Genomic DNA, 18,586 nt, shown 5'->3' with positions numbered 1-18,586 from the left:
GGCCAGCACAAACAACTCTTTCCAGTCAGTCATCGGGATTTTGAAAGGCACTTTTTTAAAGTAAAGCACCAGCGCTAAAAAAGGCAAGCCCACCCACATGCTCAAACTGCGAAACGACAGCGGTGGGAAGCTCGTCACACCCAGCTTGAGCATGGGCCAGTTGAAGCCCCAGACCAAAGTCAGGGTGATCAGCAAGGTGATTTGTTGTCGGCTGAGGGTCATACCGGTCATGGTAGCTCAGCCCTGCCCGAGGGGCTGACCAGGCTGAGACACACGCCCCCTGGGGCTCAGACGCTTGAGTGGGCGCTCAAAACACCAAGGGCCAGCACCAGATCGGCCCAGGCTTTGGCCTTGTCCGCCGGGGTGCGCAGCAAGCTGGCAGGGTGGTAGGTCACCACCACCGGCACGCCTTGGTAGCTGTGGACTTGTCCGCGCAGCTTGCCCAGAGGCTCGGATGTTTGCAACACCGACTGCATGGCAAAACGGCCCATCACCAAAATGACCTTGGGCTGAACCAGGGCCACTTGCCTGGCCAAATAAGGGGCGCAGGTGCTCAACTCTTGCAAGCTCGGGTTGCGGGCCGGCGGGCGGCACTTGAGCACATTGGTGATGTAAACCCCGGCCTTGCCTTGGGCCTTGCGGCTCAGGCCGACGGCCTTGAGCATGTTGTCGAGCAATTGCCCCGATGGGCCCACAAAAGGCTCACCCAGCGCGTCTTCTTCTTCGCTGGGGGCTTCGCCAATGACCATCCAGTCGGCTTGCACATCGCCCGCACCCAACACGGAATTTTTTCGATGCTCACACAAGTCGCAAGCCCGGCAGGTGGCCGCCGTGTGCGTCAAGGTCTCCCAGTCCATACCCGCCACACCATCGGCCAGTGGCTTGCCGTGTGACTTTTCGGCCGCCTGAACCTGCACCACCGGAACTGGGCGCAAGGGCGGTGTGGATCGGGGCGCTGCAACAAGGGCCGTGGGTGTTGGGGACGGACTCGGCTTTTGCGCAACAGGCTCTGCCGAAACAGCGGCCTGCTCCTGTGCGGTTGCATGTGCTGCGGCCTGGACCGGGGCTTGCGGTGCCGCACTGTCGGCATGCTGGGGCCACCACACGCGCACGCCCATTTCGGCCAGCATGGCACGCTGTCGGTCGTCCAGATCAAATCGGGTGGGGTCGCTCATGTTGGGGCTCACAGTTTCAGACTCATGACCACCGCATGCTCACGCTGCTGGCGGTCTGCAGGATAGTAATCCTTGCGGATGCTGATCTGCCGAAAACCATAGCGCGCATACACCAGCAAGGCGCGCAGATTGCTTTGGCGCACCTCGAGCCAGAGCCATTGCGCACCCTCATGCCGCGATTTGAGCGACAAGGCGTCGAGCATCATGTGGCCCCAGCCTTGGCCCTGGTGTGCAGGCGCCACGGTGATGTTGAGCAAATGCATTTCTTCAACCCCGCGCATGGCCAAAAAGTAGCCCAGCAATTCGCCGTCAAGCCACAGGCATTCGGCGTCGAAGAGCGGGTTGAGTGAATCGCGGAAATTGCCAAGCGTCCAAGGGTGGCCGTAAGCGGTTTGCTCGATGGCGATGACGGCGTCCAGGTCGTCCTGCCTCATGGGTAACAAAGTCACCGCGTTGCGCATCACCTCTGAAGGCTGAGGGCGCAAAACGGCTTTACCAGACCCAGTGCCTGAACGCGTCATGTGGGTACCGCAAGCTTCGCCATCGCCGCACTGGCCTTCATGGCCTCGCGCTCGGCGGTGGTGTTGGCGACTTTGTCTCGGATGTACAGCGGCATGGCCTGATCGGCAGGTACGGCCAAGCCCTGCGCCCACAAAGCGGGTGCCAAGCGCAGCATGGCAGTAGCGGTGGGCAAAGCCACGCAACGCTCACCCACAGGCAGGCGATCGCCATAGGCGGCAAACGCATTGCCCGCCAGCAGCAATGGGCTGCATGCAGGCATTTGAATGTTCTCGGGCGCCCCAACCTGCAAGGCCGAGGCTGGCTGCCAATGCCCATGAACTTGCTCGGGCGCAGCATGCCATTGGTAGGCGGCGCTGTACACCTCGTCCATGCGGGCATCCAGCAGCGCCAGCACGGTCAAAGGGGCCTCGGCCGGCAGGGCAGCCGAATGCCTGTGCAACCAGCGTGCTTCTTCGGCCACCACCAGCAAAGTGCCCACAGGCAACACCGGCAGATTGGCGCCAAAAGCAAGGCCCTGCGCTACGGCACAGGCTGTGCGCAGCCCCGTGAACGAGCCTGGCCCCCGGCCAAACACGATCGCATCCAATGAAGCCAGGGGCATATCGGCCTCGGCCAGCATGGCCAGCACCGCTGGGATCAAGCCGCTGGAGGCTTGGGCGCCACCCGGCAAGGTTTGCGTCCAGACCCGATCACCCCGCGCAACGGCCAAAGACAGCACATCGGTGCTGGTGTCAAAGGCCAGCCAGCGCCATTCTTTTGTGCCGGTGCTCATGGTTTGACCCCGACTTCGGCCACCGGAATGACGGCCACGATGGCCGTTGGGATGGCCGTCGGGAGGGTCGCCGCCGCAGGCTTTGCGGCTTGTCGCACACCAAACAAAATGCCGCTGGTCACCAGCGCCAGCCCGGCCAACAAATTCCAGTGCATGGGTTCACCCAGAAACCACACCGCACCCAAGGCCGACAAGCCCGGCACCAGGGCCGTGATCATGGTTGATCGCACCGGCCCATAGTGGCGCACCATCTGCGTGAAGGTGATGCCCGAAATGACCACCGAACCCATGCCCTGAAACACCGCCTGAAAGGCCACCTCGGTCCAAGGCACCTGGGCCAAATGGGTGGGCAACACCCCCATGCCGATCAACACCCCATAAACCGGCACAAAACTAACAAAGGCGAACGCCGTGATGGCCATGGTGGCACGGACTGCATCCAGGCCATGGCGACGCACCGTCACGCTGTAGCCTGACCAGCAGCAAGCCGCCACCATGAATAGCAAGTCGCCCTTCCAGACCTCTCCGCCATCAAACGCCATCATGAGACTCACGCCGCCGACCAGCACATCGCCCAACACGATCAAGCCCAACCCCACAGCGCGCGTCGATGACACCTTTTCGCGCAGCACCAGCCAGGCCAGCAAAGTGGTCCACAAAGGCAGGCTGCCCGGCATCAGCACGGCAGCATGCGATGCGGGCGCATAAAAGAAGCCGGAATAGGCCAGCACGGCATACAGCAATCCGCCCAGCAAGCCCGCCTGCAAAGTCGGGGCCAGTGGCAAGGGCGACAGGCCGAACAGCGAGCCCACCTTTTGGCCCGTCTGCCGAGCAGACCGCATCAGCCACCAGGCCCAGGGCAACAAAATGCTGCTGGCGCCCAGAATGCGCGCCAGTGCAATGTCCAAAGGCAACAAGCCTCGAGACGCCGAGGCGCGCGCAATGACAATGAAACCTGTCCAGATGAGCACCGTGATGACCGCAGAGGCTATGCCCACGGTTTTTGAAGAAAATCGCATGGCCCGAATCATACGGCCCCATTTCGCCAGGCGCTGCCCGTTAGACTTAACGCATGACCCTGACCCGCGCACGGACCCCTTTGCTAACGACCGTGTTGACCAGCCTTTTCGCGGCGTTGGCCTGGACCAGCACAACGAACTCGATAGCCCAGACCCCAGGCTTGCCCGAGCCGCTCCAAAAAGCCAGGTCAGTACGCCCCGAAAATACCCTGTTGCCGCCCGCTGTGCTGAAAACACTGCGCCAGGCCCAAGTACCCCCCTCGGCCTTGAGTGTGCTGATCACCCCTTTGCCCGCCGTCACCGCATCGGGCAAGCCTGCTGCGGCAAAGCCACCCCGCTTGTCGCACCAGCCCCTCAGCGTGACCCATCCCGCTTCGGTCATGAAACTGTTCACGACCTATGCCGGCTTGAGCTTGCTGGGGCCCCAGCATGTCTGGCAAAACCGTGTGTATGCCGATGGCCCAGTGCGTGAGGGTGCGTTGCACGGCAACCTGATCGTGCGCGGCAGCGGCGACCCCAAGCTGGTGGTTGAACGCTTGCAAGACCTGCTGGGCCAGGTGATGGCAGCAGGCGTGCGAGAGGTGCGCGGCGACATCGTGCTCGACCGCAGCGTGTTTGATGTGCGTGAACGCAGCGAACCCTTTGACGACGAGCCCCTGCGTCCCTACAACGTGGCACCCGACGGGCTGCTGCTGAATTTCAAGGCGGTGGTCTACAAATTCACGCCTGACGCCGCCAGCGGGCAAGTGCAGGTGCGCTTCGAGCCCCCGCTGAAGGGGCTGGAGACACCGGTGCTGCTGCCCCTGAACAGCGGCCATTGCAACGATTGGCGCAGCCAGCTCAAAGCCGACTTCAGCCAGCCCTTGCAGGTGCGCTTTGCAGGCAGCTACCCCACACGCTGTGGCGAACGCGAGTGGCCCGTGGCCTACCCCGAACCCGAACAGTACGCACCCCGCGTGATGCACGCCATGTGGCTGGGTGCTGGCGGACAACTGAGCGGTCAAGTTCGTTATGGTGTGCGCCCGGCAGCTGCCAGGCTGCTGGTCGAAGCGCCCTCCTTGCCACTGAGCGAGGTCATCAAGGACATCAACAAATTCTCCAACAATGTGATGGCCCAGCAGTTGTACCTGACGCTGTCGAGCGAGCTGGGTTCGCCCGGCCGCTTCGAGGCCTCGCGTGTGCGCTTGTCGCAGTGGTGGCGCAGCGGGTTTGCCGGGCAAGACGAGCCGCTGCTGGACAACGGCTCAGGCCTGTCGCGCAACGAACGCAGCACAGCGCACGCCCTGACCGCCCTGCTGCAAGCCGCCCACGGCGGGCCGCACGCACAACACTTTGTCGACTCTCTTTCTCTGGCTGGGGTGGACGGCACCGCCGCGCGCCTGAAAGAGCGCAACCCCCAGTCACCCGTGATTGGCAATGCCTGGCTCAAAACCGGTTCACTGCGCGATGTGGCCTCTGTGGCCGGGTATGTGCAAGGCCAAAGCGGCCAACGCTACACGCTGGTGGCCATCGTGCACCACCCCAACGCCAACCAGGCGCGCGCAGCATTGGACCAATTGCTGGAATGGACGGTGCGCGATAGCGCCCAAAGCACCGCCCCTCGGTCTGCTCAAGGCCCCAAACCATGAACCTGATTGACTGGGTCGGCTCGCTGGCCGCTTTTTTGACCACCGCCAGCTTCATTCCGCAAGCCTGGCAGACCTTTCGATCCCGCGATGTCAGCGGCATCTCTCTGGGCATGTACAGCCTGTTCACCGCAGGCGTGGCCCTGTGGCTGGTTTATGGCGTGCTGATGATGGCCTGGCCCATCATCATCGCCAACACCATCACCACCAGCCTGGCGCTGATGATTTTGGTGATGAAGCTGCGATTTCGCTGATTCTTTCAGTTTCAGTACCCAAAAATGGGTAAATACCCGATACCCCGTTACGGGTATCCCTCCTACGATATGAAAAAGAACAGTCGTTCTTTTTTTAATAAAACAGGAGACAACCCGTGCGTCAATTCAAAAGATATGGGCTTTTAGCCAGTTTGGCCACGGTGCTGGCTTGGGGCTTGGCGGGGTGCGGGGGCAATGACAGCCTGCCTACCAAGGCCTCGATCAGCAAGGTTTATGTGATGGGGGACAGCTTGGCGGATGTGGGAACGTTTGGTGGCGTGAAGTTCACGGTACAAGACCCCTTAACACCGAACAACTCGCTCATCTGGCCTCAGGTCATTGCCAACCAATTTGGTGTCAATGGGGCAGAACAGTGCAATTTTTATGCATTCACTGGCACAACATTTGCCGCCAACACCACGGCTGGGTGCACCAACTACGCGATTGGCGGTGGCAGGGTTCGCGTGAAAGACGCGGATGGTGGCAACCTCAACCCCTTGACCGTGGGTACACAAATGGCAACGCAAGCCTTGTATGGCGATTACACCTCTGGTGATCTGGTGCTGCTTGTGGGCGGGGGCAACGATGCGGCAGATCTAACCACGGCCTTTTTACAGGCGGCGGGCGATCCCACCAACACTGGTGGCATGGTGACGGCTTTCCAAACATTCCTTCAGCAGCAGCTGACGCCCACAGTCATGGGGCAACTTCTGACACAAGACCCTAGCGGCAGCAGCGCTGGAGTGGCTTATATGACCGCATTGGCCAATACGTTCTACGAGGACGTAACCACCAAGGTGTTGGCAAAAAAGGCGACGCATGTGGCCATCCTCAACATGCCGGACATCACCATCACGCCTTTGCTACAAGCAACACTCGGCACCATGAGTGCAGCGCAATCGGCTCAAGTTCAAGCATTGGTCCGAGCTTGGATTACAACTTTCAATGCGCAGCTGAAAACACGCATTGGCACCGATAGCCGCATCGCCTTGGTCGACTTCTACACAGATTTCCAGGACGAAGTGAGCAAACCTGGGGATTACGGCTTGTCCAACGTGACCGCCGCTGCCTGTACGGCAAACATGGGTTTGCTGGGCAATTTCCCTTGCTTGAGCACCACGCTGGATGCATCACCCCCTGCAGGCAAAACAGCCGGCTGGTGGAAAAGGTACGCCTTCTCTGACGGCTTCCACCCTACCCCTTATGCCCACGGCCTGTTGGCTGCCTCCGTTTCACGCGCCTTGGCCCGTGCGGGCTGGCTTTGACGCAATCACGAGGAGTTATTCATGAAAAAGAAACTTTTGGCTTTAGCGCTGACGGCAGCATTTGGTGGCGCTTGGGCGCAGACAGCTGGCAGTTGGCTGATACAGGGTGGCGTCACCAAAATTTCGCCCAGCGTGAGCAGTGGCACGCTTAGCGCCCCATCCCCCTCGGGCACAACGGTCGATGTGGGAGGTGACACACAGCCCACGCTGCAATTGACCTATGTTTACAACGACCATTTGTCTGTTGCTGTGCCACTGGGCCTCGGCTTCAAACACAAGCTGTATGGCACAGGTTCGATCTCTGGCACTGGACAAATCGGCACCGTCACCGCCTTGCCCATCACTGTGTTTGGGCAGTACCGCTTTGGTGAAGCCAACGCCACATTTCGGCCTTACGGCATGCTGGGTTTGAGTTATGTGCGTTTCCATGATGCCAAAGGCAGCGCAACACTGAACGGCTTGAACCCACTCAACCCAACAGGCGGCAGCACGGGCCTGAAAGTCGATTCAAAATTTGCACTGAGTCCCGGTTTGGGAATGTTCATCCGCATCGACGACCGTTGGTTTGTGGATGTATCGTATGCCAAAACCTATTTGAAAACGACGACCACCTTGTCAACCGGCCAAACCATCAGCACCACGCTGAACCCCGGGATCACGACTTTGGGTGTCGGTATGCGTTTCTGACCTTCTTGGCCCCAAAAAATGCCCGCCCAGCGCGGGCATTTTTTTGCCCTGCGCTTGGGGCTCAAGCCGCCGCGCGTTGCAACCTGTCACGCACGCCTTCCCACTCCGGGGTGTTGGGTGGCAACTGCACCCAGATTTGTTGCACGCCGCGGGCGTCCAGATCGCGCAAGACACTGAACAACGCGTGTGCCGCCTCATCCGCACTGGCAGGCTGTTCACGCCACAACACACCAGCACCCGAATTGGGACGCTCGGCAGACCAAAGGCCCAGGTTGTTGGCGTGTGGCCCCAGTGCTTGCAATTTGGCGGTGATGTCTTGCGCCGACATCAGCCGCACCTTGGCGCGGGGGGCGTAATGTGATTCGAGCGTGCCCGAAGCTCGGGGCGCGGATTGGCCCATCGTTTCAATAGGCGAGTTTTTGTCCAGCACGGCCCGCCCGCAAGCGGCCTCAATCTGCGCACGGGTGATTTGGCCGGGGCGCAACAGCACCGGCGCACCCCGGGTGCAATCGATGATGGTGGACTCGATGCCCACATCGCATTCGCCACCGTCCAAAATCAACAGCTCAGCACCCAACTCAGACTGCACGTGCGCTGCCGTGGTCGGGCTCACGCGGCCAAACCGGTTGGCACTGGGCGCAGAGACACCTGGCACCCCCAGGGCCAGACAAGCGGTGAGCAATGCCTGCGCCACGGGGTGCGAGGGGCAACGCAAACCAATCGAGTCCTGCCCGCCCGCTGAGGCCATGGCTACACCAGGCTGGCGCGGCAAGATCAGGGTGAGGGGCCCGGGCCAAAAGGCGGCCATCAGGCTTTGCGCAAAGTCGGGCACCTGGGCAGCAAACAGCGGCACCTGGGTGGTGCTGGCCACATGCACGATCAGCGGGTGATCGGCAGGTCGGCCTTTGGCCACAAAAATACGGGCCACGGCCGCATCGTCGGTGGCGTTGGCGGCCAGGCCATACACGGTTTCGGTGGGCATGCCCACCAACTGGCCAGCCTGCAAAGCCTGCGCGGCCCGTGCAATGGCCTGTTCGTCTGCCGCGAGGATCATGGGCCGCCTTAAAACGCTTCGATGCCAAGCAAGGCCGCGGCTTGCAATGCCGTGGCACGCACCGCCGCCACGCTGTCACCTGTGATGTTCAGGTGGCCCATCTTGCGACCGGGTCGGGCCGACAACTTGCCGTACAAGTGCAAGTGCGTGCCAGGCAGCGCCAGCACCGGTGCCCAGGCAGGACTGGTCGGGCCCTTGGCCGAGGCCTCGGGCCACAGGTCACCCAGTAAATTGAGCATGATGGCCGGTGAATGCTGGCGCGGTGGCGTCAGGGGCAAGCCTGCCAGGGTGCGCACTTGAAGCTCAAATTGCGACAGGTCGCAAGCGTTCAGGGTGTAGTGGCCGCTGTTGTGCGGGCGCGGCGCCATTTCGTTCACGACCAGCTGGCCGCCTTCGAGGATGAAAAACTCCACGCACAACACGCCCACATAATTCAGGCCCTCGGCGATGGCCCGGGTGGCTTGCACCGCCTGTGCAGCCAAGTCGGCGGGCACGGCGCCTTCGTACACGCTGGTCACGGCCAGAATGCCCTCGCGGTGCAGGTTCAGCTGCACTGGAAAATTCACCATCTGCCCATCGGCACCCCGCGCCACGATGACCGAACACTCGGCTTGCAGCGGCAGCATTTTTTCCAGCACGCAGGGCACGCTTTTCAGCTCAGCCCAGGCAGCGGCCAAGGCTTCGCGGTTTTTGACGCGGATCTGGCCTTTGCCGTCGTAACCCATGCGCGAGGTTTTCAGGATGCCCGGAAAGAGGTCTGCCTTCACGCTCATCGCATCGCCCGCAGCGCCGTCCCCTGAGGGGTTGTTTGGCTGGCCCAGCACCGCCGCAAGTTGCGCGGGCGTCTCGATCAGGGCGTGCGGGGCCACCGGCACACCACAACGCACAAAGTGGGCTTTTTCGGCGGCGCGGTCTTGTGCAATGGCCACGGCATCGGCACTGGGGGCCACGGGGCGGTGAGCGCCCAGTGTGGTCAAGGCAGGCGCGGGCACGTTTTCAAATTCGGTGGTGATGGCCGCGCAGCGCTGCATCAATTGCGCCAAGCCCTGTTCATGGAGGTAATCGGTCTGGATGTGGTGGTGGCTGACCAGGCCCGCCGGACTGGCGGCATCGGGGTCGAGCACGGCAGTGAAGTAACCCATGGCCTGCGCGGCCTGCACAAACATGCGTCCCAGCTGGCCCCCGCCCATCACCCCCAGGGTGGCAGGCTGGCCATTGACCAGGGCGCCCGGCAAGATGGCCCGGCTCATGCTGCCCCCAGCAAAGGCGGCACGCTCATGGCGCGTGCGGCTTCGGTTTGTTGGGCGCGAAAGGCTTCGAGCTTTTGGCGCAGGGCCGGGTCGTGGTTGGCCAGCATGGCCACGGCAAACAGGGCGGCATTGGCCGCGCCTGCAGCACCGATGGCAAAGGTCGCCACGGGCACACCTTTGGGCATTTGCACCATGCTGTACAACGAATCCACGCCCGACAGGGCCTTGGTTTGCACCGGTACGCCAAGGACTGGCAGCACGGTTTTGGCCGCGATCATGCCGGGCAAATGGGCCGCACCGCCGGCCCCGGCGATGATGGCCTGCAAACCCCGCTCGGCGGCACTTTGTGCATAGGCGAACATATCGTCCGGCATTCTGTGGGCCGAAACCACACGGGCATCGTGCGGGATGCCAAACTGTTGGAGAATCTGGACTGCGTGTTGCATGGTGTCCCAGTCGGAGCTGGAACCCATGACGACGCCGATGAGCGCTTGAGTCATTGGGTGCTTTTCGTGATCAATGCTGAATTTTAAGGTTTCGCTCCACCTGGAGCTGAAACACAACCCGGAACACTGCCCGCCATGATGGACGTCACGATACAAAACTTTGAAGCCGAGGTGATCGCCGCCTCGATGACCACACCCGTGTTGGTGGACTTTTGGGCGCCCTGGTGCGGCCCCTGCAAATCGCTCGGCCCCGTCCTCGAAAAAGTCGAGGCCGCCTACCAAGGCCGCTTCAAGCTGGTCAAGATCAACTCGGACGAAGAGCAGCAACTGGCCCAGGCCTTTGGCATCAAAAGCATTCCGACCTGCGTCCTGCTGATGAATGGTCAGCCGGTGGACGGCTTCATGGGCGCTTTGCCCGAGGGCCAAGTCAAGCAATTCCTGGACAAACATTTGCCCGCCGAAGACGCACTGCCAGCCCAGGCCAACGAAGAAATTGCCCAAGCCCCTTTGCAAGAGGATGACGAGCACAGTGCACGCGCCGCCCTAGAGCAAGCCCTGGCCACTGACCCTGGCAACGACGACGCCCGTTTTGACCTGGTCAAGCTGCTGATTGGCCATGGCGAGCTGTCCGAAGCCGCTGCCTTGCTGGCCCCTGCCATGAGCCGTATCCCCGTGCCCCTGCGCTTTGAGGCGCAAACCCAGTGGCTCAACGCCCTTGAGTTTGTGACCAACGACCCGCGTGGCCAATGGGAGCTGGCGAAATTTGACGAACTGATTGGCCAGAACAAGCGAGATTTTGAGACCCGCTTCGCCAAAAGTCGCTTGCTGATTGCCGTGGGCCAATGGGAAGCGGCCATGGACGAGTTGCTGGAAATCATCATGCGCGACAAGAGTTGGGACGAAGAAGCCCCGCGCAAAACCTTTGTCGCCCTGCTGGAGTTGATGACCCCACCCAAATCCAAGACCCAGGACGCCACCGGCAAATCGGCTGGCGGCATTGAGTTGATGGGCAAAGCCGCCCTGCAGGAAGACCCGCTGCTGAGCATGATCTCCAGCTATCGGCGCAAGCTCAGCATGGCGCTGAACTGACCCCCCACAGAGTGTTGCACGCAGTTACAGACATTTACCGGTTTACATGGTCTTGATGCCCTGAAGATCAACTTTCAGGGTTCGGAAACCCTAGAATTCGAGCACTACTTTTGAATTCATATTGACCATGCGCCGCTCCGAACCCCTGATCACCACTGAAGAGCTTCAATGCTTGCTCAGTGGTGCGTCTGCGCGGCCCATCAAACCCTCCAGCGGCCTTTGGCACGCCATGCAGTCGGTGCATTGGGGCGCCTTGCTCTGGCTGGTCAAAGGGGTTTTTCTTTACGCCGTACTCATGAGCGCAGAAGCCGGCCATCTGTTGGGCGGCAGCCGCTACCTCTGGATGCGGGGCAGCTTGGAGTTGTTGTGTCTGGCAAGCTTCTGGGGTGCATCGCTGCACCCGCGTGGTCACAACATCGCCAGGGGCAGCATGCTGGTGGCCAGCACCACCTTGCTGATGGACGCCATGAGCTTGTTGGCTTTGACAGGCTAAACCCGAGCCTGCCCCCTCCCAAGGCGCTGCTTGTCAGCGCCTTTTTTCATGCTCAGGCCATCAACTTGGTCATGGCTTCTGCGTATTTGGCGGCGGTCTTTTCGATGACCTCTCGCGGCAGCCGCGGGGCAGGTGGGGCTTTGTCCCAGGGCTGGCCATTGACCTGCGCGGTTTCGAGCCAGTCCCGCAAAAACTGCTTGTCGTAACTGGGTGGGTTGGCGCCTTCTACATAACTGTCGGCAGGCCAGTAGCGTGACGAATCGGGTGTCAGCACCTCGTCCATCAACACCAGCGTGCCATCGGCGTCCAGGCCAAACTCGAACTTGGTGTCGGCAATGATGATGCCCTTGGTTGCGGCGATGTCGCGGGCAGCCTTGTACAGCTGGATGCTGATGTCGCGAATGCGGGTGGCCAGATCGACACCGATCATGGCCACGGTTTGTTCAAAGGTGATGTTCTCGTCGTGCTCGCCCACAGCCGCTTTTGCCGCCGGGGTGTAAATGGGCTCGGGGAGTAGGCTGGCGTTTTTCAGGCCAGCAGGCAACTTCACACCGCACACGGCCTGATTGTCCTGGTATTCCTTCCAGCCGCTGCCTGCCAAATAGCCGCGCACCACCGCCTCGACCGGGATGGGTTTGAGGCGCTTGACCAGCATGGAGCGGCCTTTGACCTGAGGGACTTCGGCTGCCGAGACCACGCTCTCGGGGGCATCGCCGGTCAGGTGGATTGGGCAGATGTTCAGGCCCTTGGGGCCGAGTTGGTCAAACCAGAACAGCGCCATTTGCGTGAGCAGCACACCTTTGCCGGGGATGGGCTCGCCCATGATCACATCGAAGGCGCTGATGCGGTCAGACGCGACCATCAGGATGCGGTCATCGCCCACCGCGTAGTTGTCGCGCACCTTGCCACGCGCCAGCAGGGGCAAGGAAGTCAGGGCCGAGGTGTGAAGCGCAGTGGTCATGTCAAAAGCAGTCAGGCAACAGCAAAAAAGAAAAAGGCCCGTTGAACAGGCAACGGGCCATTCGCGTCAATTATCGCAGGACCAAGGGGCGGCTTTGGGCGCCCCGGAGCGCACGATTCAGCGCACCACCTGGGCCAACTCGCCCTTGGCGTAACGGGCAGCGACCACTTGCAGGTTGTCGCCCTTGATCTTGGGGGCCTGGCCTTCGCAGCCGAACTCCAGGTAGCGTTGCTTGCAGATTTGCTTGGCCGCTTCGCGGGCGGGTTTGAGCCATTCGCGGGCGTCAAATTTTTCGGGATTTTCAAACAGGAACTTGCGCACCGCCGCGGTCATGGCCAGACGGATGTCGGTGTCGATGTTGATCTTGCGCACGCCGTGCTTGATGGCTTCCTGGATTTCCTCGACGGGCACACCATAGGTTTGCTTCATCTTGCCACCGTACTGGTTGATCATGGCCAGCAGCTCTTGCGGCACGCTGCTGGAACCGTGCATCACCAGGTGGGTATTGGGGATGCGGGCGTGGATTTCTTTCACACGGCTGATGGCCAGAATATCGCCGGTGGGCTTGCGGCTGAACTTGTAGGCGCCATGGCTGGTGCCGATGGCGATGGCCAGTGCGTCCAGACCCGTGGCCTTGACGAACTGCGCGGCCTCTTCGGGGTCGGTGAGCATCTGGCTGTGGTCGAGTTTGCCCACGGCCCCAATGCCGTCCTCTTCACCCGCTTCGCCAGTTTCCAGATTGCCCAAGCACCCCAGCTCGCCCTCGACCGACACCCCCAGCAAGTGGGCCATCTCGACCACCCGGCGAGTCACCTCGACGTTGTAAGCAAAATCGGCTGGGGTCTTGCCGTCTTCCAGCAAGGAGCCGTCCATCATCACCGAAGAAAAGCCCAGATCGATCGCGCCTTGGCAGATGGCCGGGCTTTGGCCGTGGTCTTGGTGCATGACCAGGGGAATGTGCGGCCACTGCTCGGTAGCGGCCTGGATCAGGTGTTTGATGAAAGGCTCGCCAGCGTATTTGCGGGCGCCTGCGCTGGCCTGCAGGATGACCGGTGCACCCACCTCATCGGCAGCGGTCATGACGGCCTGGACTTGCTCCAGGTTGTTGACGTTGAAAGCTGGAATGCCATAGCCATTGACGGCCGCATGGTCCAGCAGCTCGCGCATTGAAACGAGTGCCATGTGTGATTTCCCGGGAAGTTGAAGATTCAGCTGGGCCGGCATGTAACCGGCTTGTAACTGGTCTGGATTTTATAGGTTTCGGTCGGATACAGGCCTGAACCCATCACCCGTGCAGGAAAGCCCAGCCGAACCCCGAAACAGCGGCCAGCCGCGTCATGAGAGACGGCCCGCAAGGCCGCCCCGGACTCACGCGACCTTGCAAATTTTCAACATGTTGGTGCCGCCGGGGGAGCCCATGGGTTCGCCACAGGTGATGGCATAGACATCGCCCGTGCCCACGATGTTGCGGTTTTTCAGGTGCGCTTCGGCTTCGGCCAGGGCCGTGTCGCGGTCTGCGCTGGTGTCCATCAGCAAGGGGCGCACGTTGCGGTACAGCGCCATCTTGCGTTGCGAGGTCAGCTTGGTGGTGAGGGCGTAAATCGGGATATGCACGCGGTGGCGGCTCATCCAGAGGGCCGTGGAGCCCGATTCGGTCATGGCCACAATGGCTTTGGCGCCCAAGTGGTGCGCGGTGAACAGGGCGCCCATGGCGATCGACTGGTCAATGCGGCTGAAGCTCTGGCCTTTGAAGTCGGCGTCCAGCGCAGGGTCTTCGGCATTTTCGGCCGCCTCGCAGATCTTGGCCATTTCTTCCACCGTTTCCAGCGGGTATTTGCCTGCCGCGGTCTCGGCGCTCAGCATCACAGCGTCGGTGCCGTCCAGCACGGCATTGGCCACGTCAGACACCTCGGCGCGGGTGGGCACCGGGTTGGTGATCATGCTTTCCATCATCTGGGTTGCGGTGATGACGACCTTGTCGTGCACCTTGGCCAGCTTGATCATGCGTTTTTGCAGGGCTGGCACCGCAGCGTTGCCCACCTCGACGGCCAAATCGCCTCGGGCAACCATGATGCCGTCGCTGGCCCGCAAGATGGCTTCAAGGTGAGGAATGGCCTCTGCCCGCTCGATCTTGGCAATCAAGCCGGGCTTGTGGCCGTATTCGGCACCGGCCACGTTGCACAGTTGGCGGGCCATTTCCATGTCGGTGGCATTTTTTGGAAAACTCACCGCCACATAGTCGGCCCGCAGGCTCATGGCGGTCTTGATGTCGTCCATGTCCTTGGCGGTCAATGCGGGCGCCGTCAGCCCCCCGCCCTGTTTGTTGATGCCCTTGTTGTTGGACAACTCGCCCCCCAGCTTGACGGTGGTGTGCACCTGCTCGCCTTTGACAGCGTTCACGGTGAGCACGATCAGGCCGTCGTTGAGCAGCAGCACGTCGCCAGCTTTCACGTCGCGCGGCAGCTCTTTGTAATCGAGGCCCACGCCATGGATGTCGCCCGGCTCAGTGCGCGAGGCGTCCAGCACAAAAGGCTCGCCAGGCTCGAGCATGACTTTGCCTTCGACAAACTTGCCCACGCGAATCTTGGGGCCTTGCAGGTCGGCCATGATGGCCACCTCTCGGCCAGCGCGTTTCGAAGCTTCGCGCACCAGGCGCGCGCGGTCCACATGGTCCTGGGCCTTGCCGTGGCTGAAATTCAGTCGCACCACATTCACCCCGGCCCGGATCATGGCTTCGAGCAGGGCCGGATCACTGGAAGCAGGGCCTAAGGTGGCAACAATTTTGGTGGCGCGACGGGGCATTCGGGGTTCTCCATGTAATTTGGTTTCAATTTTCACATGAAATCAGTTACATGAAGGGTTCTTTCGCCACCGCGCCCCAGGAGGCTGACATGGCGCAGCAGGTTTTCTGGCAAAGCGCGGAATACACCGATTTGTCCTTATTAGGGGATTGAATTGATCCCTGTCAGCCCATGGGAACGTCTGGAAGGCTAAACTTCGTCCAAGAAGTTAAACGCAAAGTGCCATGACTGCATTACACACACCGACCACGGACCACCCCATTCCACTGGACCAGCCCATGCCGCACCGCAAGACCTTGCGTGAGTGGCTGATCCCGTTGGGGCAGCGCAGCACCTTGCGGGCTTTTGTGCTTTTGACCATGGACTACGCGCTGTTTTTCGCCCTGATCACCGGCACCCTCGCATTCGATGCCGTTTGGGCCAAACTGCTCTGCGGCATGGCCGCCGGATTCGTGATTGGCCGATTGTTCATCATCGGCCACGATGCTTGTCACCAAAGCCTGACAGCCCACCGCGAACTGAACAAAGTGATCGGTCGCATCGCATTTCTGCCCTCGCTCACCCCTTACAGCCTGTGGGATACAGGCCACAACGTCGTGCACCACGGCTACACCAACCTCAAGGGGGTGGATTTCGTCTGGACGCCCCTGACGGCCTCTGAGTTTGAAGCCCTCGGTCCCCTGCAGCGCCTGCTGGAGCGCGCCTACCGCAGTGGCTGGGCGCCAGGTTTGTATTACATGGTCGAGATCTGGTGGAAACGCGAGTTCTTTCCCAACAAGACCCACATGCCCACCCGCCGCCCGATCTTCTTCAAGGACAGCATGCTGGTCAGCCTGTTTGGGGCTTTCTGGATCGCCACCATCGCTGCAGCTGCCGTGCAAACGGGCCAGTCGGTAGGGTTGTCACTGCTCATGGGCGTGCTGATCCCCTTCTTTTTTTGGAGCACCATGATCGGTTTTGTGGTTTATGTGCACCACACGCACGTCAAGGTGTCCTGGCACGACAACAAGGCCGCCTGGACCAAGGCAGCGCCCTTCGTGTCCACCACGGTGCACCTGACTTTCCCGTTCAACATCGGCGCGCTGATGCACCACATCATGGAGCACACCGCTCACCACGTGGACATGAGCATCCCGCTTTACCGTCTGAAGCAAGCGCAGTCCAAGCTCGAAGAGATGCTGCCGGGCCGGATCATTGTCCAGCCGTTTTCATGGGCCTGGTATTTCGAGACCGCCAAAAACTGCAAGCTGTACGACTTCAGCCGCGAATGCTGGACAGACTACAAAGGCACCATGACCAGCCCGGTGCGCGGCAATTTGCCCCCCGCTGCACAGGTTTGACACAGGCCTGACACAGGCTTTGAGCGCCGTCCTTTACAAAAAACCCCGCCAAGCGGGGTTTTTTCATGGGGCATCGGTCGATTCAACCTGCAGCGCGTTTGGCCAGAATCTCAAAGGCGGGCAAGGTTTTGCCTTCGAGGATTTCCAGAAATGCGCCGCCGCCCGTCGAGATGTAGCCCACCTGCTGCTCGATGCCGTATTTGGCAATCGCCGCCAGCGTGTCACCACCGCCCGCAATGCTGAAGGCACTGGACTCGGCAATCGCCTGGGCAATGACTTTGGTGCCGTTCTCAAAGGCGGCAAACTCGAACACGCCCACCGGGCCGTTCCACACGATGGTGCCCGCCTGCTTGAGCTGCTTGGCTAGCTTGGCCGCCGTCTCAGGGCCGATGTCCAGGATCAAGTCGTCATCGGCCACCTCGTTGGCTTTCTTCACGGTGGCCACGGCATCGGCCGAAAACGTCTTGGCGGTCACGACATCGGTCGGGATCGGCACTGCGATGCTGGCATCGCCCAGCTTCTCGCCACGCGCTTTCATGGCGGCAATCACGGCTTTGGCTTGATCCACCAGATCGGGCTCGGCCAGGCTCTTGCCGATGTTCAGGCCCGCGGCCAGCATGAAGGTGTTGGCGATGCCGCCGCCCACGATGAGCTGGTCCACGTTTTGCGACAAGCTTTTGAGGATGGTCAGTTTGGTCGAGACCTTGGAGCCCGCCACGATGGCCACCAATGGGCGTTTCGGGTTGGCCAATGCTTTGCCAATGGCATCGATTTCAGCGGCCAGCAGCGGCCCCGCGCAAGCGACCGGCGCAAATTGGGCAATGCCGTAGGTCGTGCCCTCGGCACGGTGGGCGGTGCCAAAGGCGTCGTTCACATAGATGTCGCACAGCGCGGCCATCTTGCGCGCCAGGTCTTCGTTGTTTTTCTTCTCGCCCAGGTTGACGCGGCAGTTCTCCAGCAAGACAAGCTGGCCGGGCTCAAGCTTCACGCCATCCACCCAGTTTGCGATCAGTGGCACCTCTCGGCCCAACAACTCGCCCAAACGCTTGGCCACCGGGGCGAGCGAGTCTTCGGGTTTGAACTCGCCCTCGGTCGGGCGGCCCAGGTGGCTGGTCACCATGACGGCGGCACCCGCGGCCAAGGCCATCTGGATACAGGGCACGCTGGCGCGAATGCGGGTGTCTTCGGTGATGCTGCCGTCGTCGGCTTGCGGCACGTTCAGGTCGGCGCGGATGAACACACGTTGGCCCGCGGCTTGGCCGTTGGCGCACAAATCAGAAAAGCGGATGACGTTCATGGTGTGGGGCTCGGTGAGCTGGGCAAAGTGGCGTCAATTTTAAAAGCCAGAAATGACAGAGTCTGACTTTGTGGGCGGTACGAACCAGGAACAAGGCCAGATCACCAACCCAGCCCCAGGTGCAGCGGCAAATAGACCGCCATGCCGCCCAAAATAGTCACCAGCACATCGCGCCGCCAAAAGTAACACCCGGCCCCGGCCACGGCGGCAAACAAGCGGGCATCTTGCCAGGTGGTGACGAACACGCCTTGCACAGTGACAATTTCGGGCACCACCACGGCCGACAAGGCCGCGATGGGGGCGTATTGCAAGCCGCGTTGCGCCCAATGGGGCAGTTGCCAGCTTTTACTCGAGATGAAAAAGAAACTGCGGGTCAGCACCGTCACCAGCGCCAGCCCGACGATGATGACCAAGGTCGAGAGGTCTGTGTTGTTCATGTCGTGGCACCTGAAACGGGCTTGAGCTTTTCAACCGTCAGGCACAAGATCACGGCCACGGCAATGGCCACCACAATGTTGAGCTTGAGCGGCAGCGAA

Annotated in this window: 21 protein-coding genes; 7 read left to right on the top strand and 14 right to left on the bottom strand. The window is 61.2% G+C overall.

The window, feature by feature from the left end; all coding sequences use genetic code 11:
- The 6 genes from ACIQ3A_RS09735 to ACIQ3A_RS09710 form a co-directional block, all read right to left on the bottom strand.
- Positions 1-231 (bottom strand): EamA family transporter (locus ACIQ3A_RS09735; RefSeq protein WP_396431546.1); only part of this gene is annotated, 231 nt, incomplete at its 3' end.
- Between the two features lie 56 nt (positions 232-287).
- Positions 288-1,175, bottom strand: a complete 888-nt coding sequence (locus tag ACIQ3A_RS09730; RefSeq protein WP_396431545.1) for a uracil-DNA glycosylase — start codon at positions 1,173-1,175, stop codon at positions 288-290.
- An 8-nt stretch (positions 1,176-1,183) separates the two neighbouring features.
- Positions 1,184-1,636 (bottom strand): ribosomal protein S18-alanine N-acetyltransferase, encoded by a 453-nt coding sequence (gene rimI / locus ACIQ3A_RS09725; protein ID WP_396431547.1) that lies wholly within the window; start codon positions 1,634-1,636, stop codon positions 1,184-1,186.
- Between the two features lie 56 nt (positions 1,637-1,692).
- Positions 1,693-2,469, bottom strand: coding sequence for a tRNA (adenosine(37)-N6)-threonylcarbamoyltransferase complex dimerization subunit type 1 TsaB (gene tsaB / locus ACIQ3A_RS09720; protein WP_396431544.1), 777 nt, complete (start codon positions 2,467-2,469; stop codon positions 1,693-1,695).
- Positions 2,466-3,488 (bottom strand): DMT family transporter, encoded by a 1,023-nt coding sequence (locus ACIQ3A_RS09715; RefSeq protein WP_396431543.1) that lies wholly within the window; start codon positions 3,486-3,488, stop codon positions 2,466-2,468. The genes tsaB and ACIQ3A_RS09715 overlap by 4 nt, the downstream gene beginning before the upstream one ends.
- Positions 3,489-3,534: 46 nt before the next feature.
- Entirely contained in the window at positions 3,535-3,870 is a 336-nt protein-coding gene (locus ACIQ3A_RS09710) for a hypothetical protein (RefSeq protein WP_396431542.1), read from the bottom strand.
- On the opposite strand from ACIQ3A_RS09710, the gene dacB reads away from it, so the two are divergent.
- The 4 genes from dacB (at position 3,869) to ACIQ3A_RS09690 (ending at position 7,319) form a co-directional block, all read left to right on the top strand.
- Positions 3,869-5,116 (top strand): D-alanyl-D-alanine carboxypeptidase/D-alanyl-D-alanine-endopeptidase, encoded by a 1,248-nt coding sequence (gene dacB, locus ACIQ3A_RS09705; RefSeq protein WP_396431541.1) that lies wholly within the window; start codon positions 3,869-3,871, stop codon positions 5,114-5,116. The genes ACIQ3A_RS09710 and dacB overlap by 2 nt on opposite strands.
- Positions 5,113-5,367 (top strand): SemiSWEET transporter, encoded by a 255-nt coding sequence (locus ACIQ3A_RS09700; protein ID WP_396431540.1) that lies wholly within the window; start codon positions 5,113-5,115, stop codon positions 5,365-5,367. Before dacB ends, ACIQ3A_RS09700 begins: the two co-directional genes overlap by 4 nt.
- A 116-nt stretch (positions 5,368-5,483) precedes the next feature.
- Positions 5,484-6,632: an SGNH/GDSL hydrolase family protein gene (locus ACIQ3A_RS09695; RefSeq protein ID WP_396431539.1), complete on the top strand. Its 1,149-nt coding sequence runs from the start codon at positions 5,484-5,486 to the stop codon at positions 6,630-6,632.
- A gap of 21 nt (positions 6,633-6,653) precedes the next feature.
- Positions 6,654-7,319 carry an OmpW family protein gene (locus ACIQ3A_RS09690; RefSeq protein WP_396431538.1) on the top strand — a complete coding sequence of 222 codons (666 nt, stop codon included), beginning with the start codon at positions 6,654-6,656 and terminating at the stop codon, positions 7,317-7,319.
- A 61-nt stretch (positions 7,320-7,380) separates the two neighbouring features.
- Here the strand turns inward: ACIQ3A_RS09690 and ACIQ3A_RS09685 are convergent, their stop codons facing one another.
- Genes ACIQ3A_RS09685 through purE form a run of 3 tightly spaced genes read right to left on the bottom strand, consistent with a single transcriptional unit; the run spans position 7,381 to position 10,123 of the window.
- Positions 7,381-8,373 (bottom strand): L-threonylcarbamoyladenylate synthase, encoded by a 993-nt coding sequence (locus tag ACIQ3A_RS09685; RefSeq protein WP_396431537.1) that lies wholly within the window; start codon positions 8,371-8,373, stop codon positions 7,381-7,383.
- Between the two features lie 8 nt (positions 8,374-8,381).
- Positions 8,382-9,623, bottom strand: coding sequence for a 5-(carboxyamino)imidazole ribonucleotide synthase (locus ACIQ3A_RS09680; protein ID WP_396431536.1), 1,242 nt, complete (start codon positions 9,621-9,623; stop codon positions 8,382-8,384).
- Positions 9,620-10,123 carry a 5-(carboxyamino)imidazole ribonucleotide mutase gene (purE, locus tag ACIQ3A_RS09675; protein ID WP_396431535.1) on the bottom strand — a complete coding sequence of 168 codons (504 nt, stop codon included), beginning with the start codon at positions 10,121-10,123 and terminating at the stop codon, positions 9,620-9,622. Before purE ends, ACIQ3A_RS09680 begins: the two co-directional genes overlap by 4 nt.
- Before the next feature lie 81 nt (positions 10,124-10,204).
- On the opposite strand from purE, the gene trxA reads away from it, so the two are divergent.
- Together trxA and ACIQ3A_RS09665 are read left to right on the top strand one after the other, a co-directional pair.
- Positions 10,205-11,158 (top strand): thioredoxin, encoded by a 954-nt coding sequence (trxA, locus tag ACIQ3A_RS09670; RefSeq protein ID WP_396431534.1) that lies wholly within the window; start codon positions 10,205-10,207, stop codon positions 11,156-11,158.
- Positions 11,159-11,285: 127 nt separating this feature from the next.
- Entirely contained in the window at positions 11,286-11,651 is a 366-nt protein-coding gene (locus tag ACIQ3A_RS09665) for a hypothetical protein (protein ID WP_396431533.1), read from the top strand.
- A gap of 52 nt (positions 11,652-11,703) precedes the next feature.
- Here the strand turns inward: ACIQ3A_RS09665 and ACIQ3A_RS09660 are convergent, their stop codons facing one another.
- The 3 genes from ACIQ3A_RS09660 to pyk form a co-directional block, all read right to left on the bottom strand.
- Positions 11,704-12,612 carry a phosphoribosylaminoimidazolesuccinocarboxamide synthase gene (locus tag ACIQ3A_RS09660; protein ID WP_396431532.1) on the bottom strand — a complete coding sequence of 303 codons (909 nt, stop codon included), beginning with the start codon at positions 12,610-12,612 and terminating at the stop codon, positions 11,704-11,706.
- Between the two features lie 117 nt (positions 12,613-12,729).
- A complete protein-coding gene (fba, locus tag ACIQ3A_RS09655; RefSeq protein WP_396431531.1) occupies positions 12,730-13,794 on the bottom strand; it encodes a class II fructose-bisphosphate aldolase in 1,065 nt (354 codons plus the stop codon).
- Between the two features lie 186 nt (positions 13,795-13,980).
- The gene (gene pyk, locus ACIQ3A_RS09650; RefSeq protein ID WP_396431530.1) at positions 13,981-15,414 is read right to left on the bottom strand and encodes a pyruvate kinase; all 1,434 of its coding nucleotides are present in this window, start codon (positions 15,412-15,414) and stop codon (positions 13,981-13,983) included.
- Between the two features lie 223 nt (positions 15,415-15,637).
- Between pyk and ACIQ3A_RS09645 the strand changes: the two genes are divergently transcribed.
- Positions 15,638-16,753, top strand: a complete 1,116-nt coding sequence (locus tag ACIQ3A_RS09645; protein ID WP_396431529.1) for a fatty acid desaturase — start codon at positions 15,638-15,640, stop codon at positions 16,751-16,753.
- 82 nt (positions 16,754-16,835) lie between these two features.
- Here ACIQ3A_RS09645 and ACIQ3A_RS09640 read toward each other — a convergent pair whose 3' ends face one another.
- Positions 16,836-18,050 carry a phosphoglycerate kinase gene (locus ACIQ3A_RS09640; RefSeq protein ID WP_396431528.1) on the bottom strand — a complete coding sequence of 405 codons (1,215 nt, stop codon included), beginning with the start codon at positions 18,048-18,050 and terminating at the stop codon, positions 16,836-16,838.
- A gap of 101 nt (positions 18,051-18,151) precedes the next feature.
- Positions 18,152-18,487, bottom strand: a complete 336-nt coding sequence (locus tag ACIQ3A_RS09635) for an AzlD domain-containing protein (protein WP_396431527.1) — start codon at positions 18,485-18,487, stop codon at positions 18,152-18,154.
- Between the last annotated feature and the right edge of the window lie 99 nt (positions 18,488-18,586).

This window comes from Limnohabitans sp., from assembly GCF_044361985.1.
Lineage (GTDB): Bacteria > Pseudomonadota > Gammaproteobacteria > Burkholderiales > Burkholderiaceae_C > Limnohabitans_A.
The sequence above is the reverse complement of the archived record's forward strand: the minus strand, read 5'-3'. Positions and strand labels throughout refer to the sequence as shown.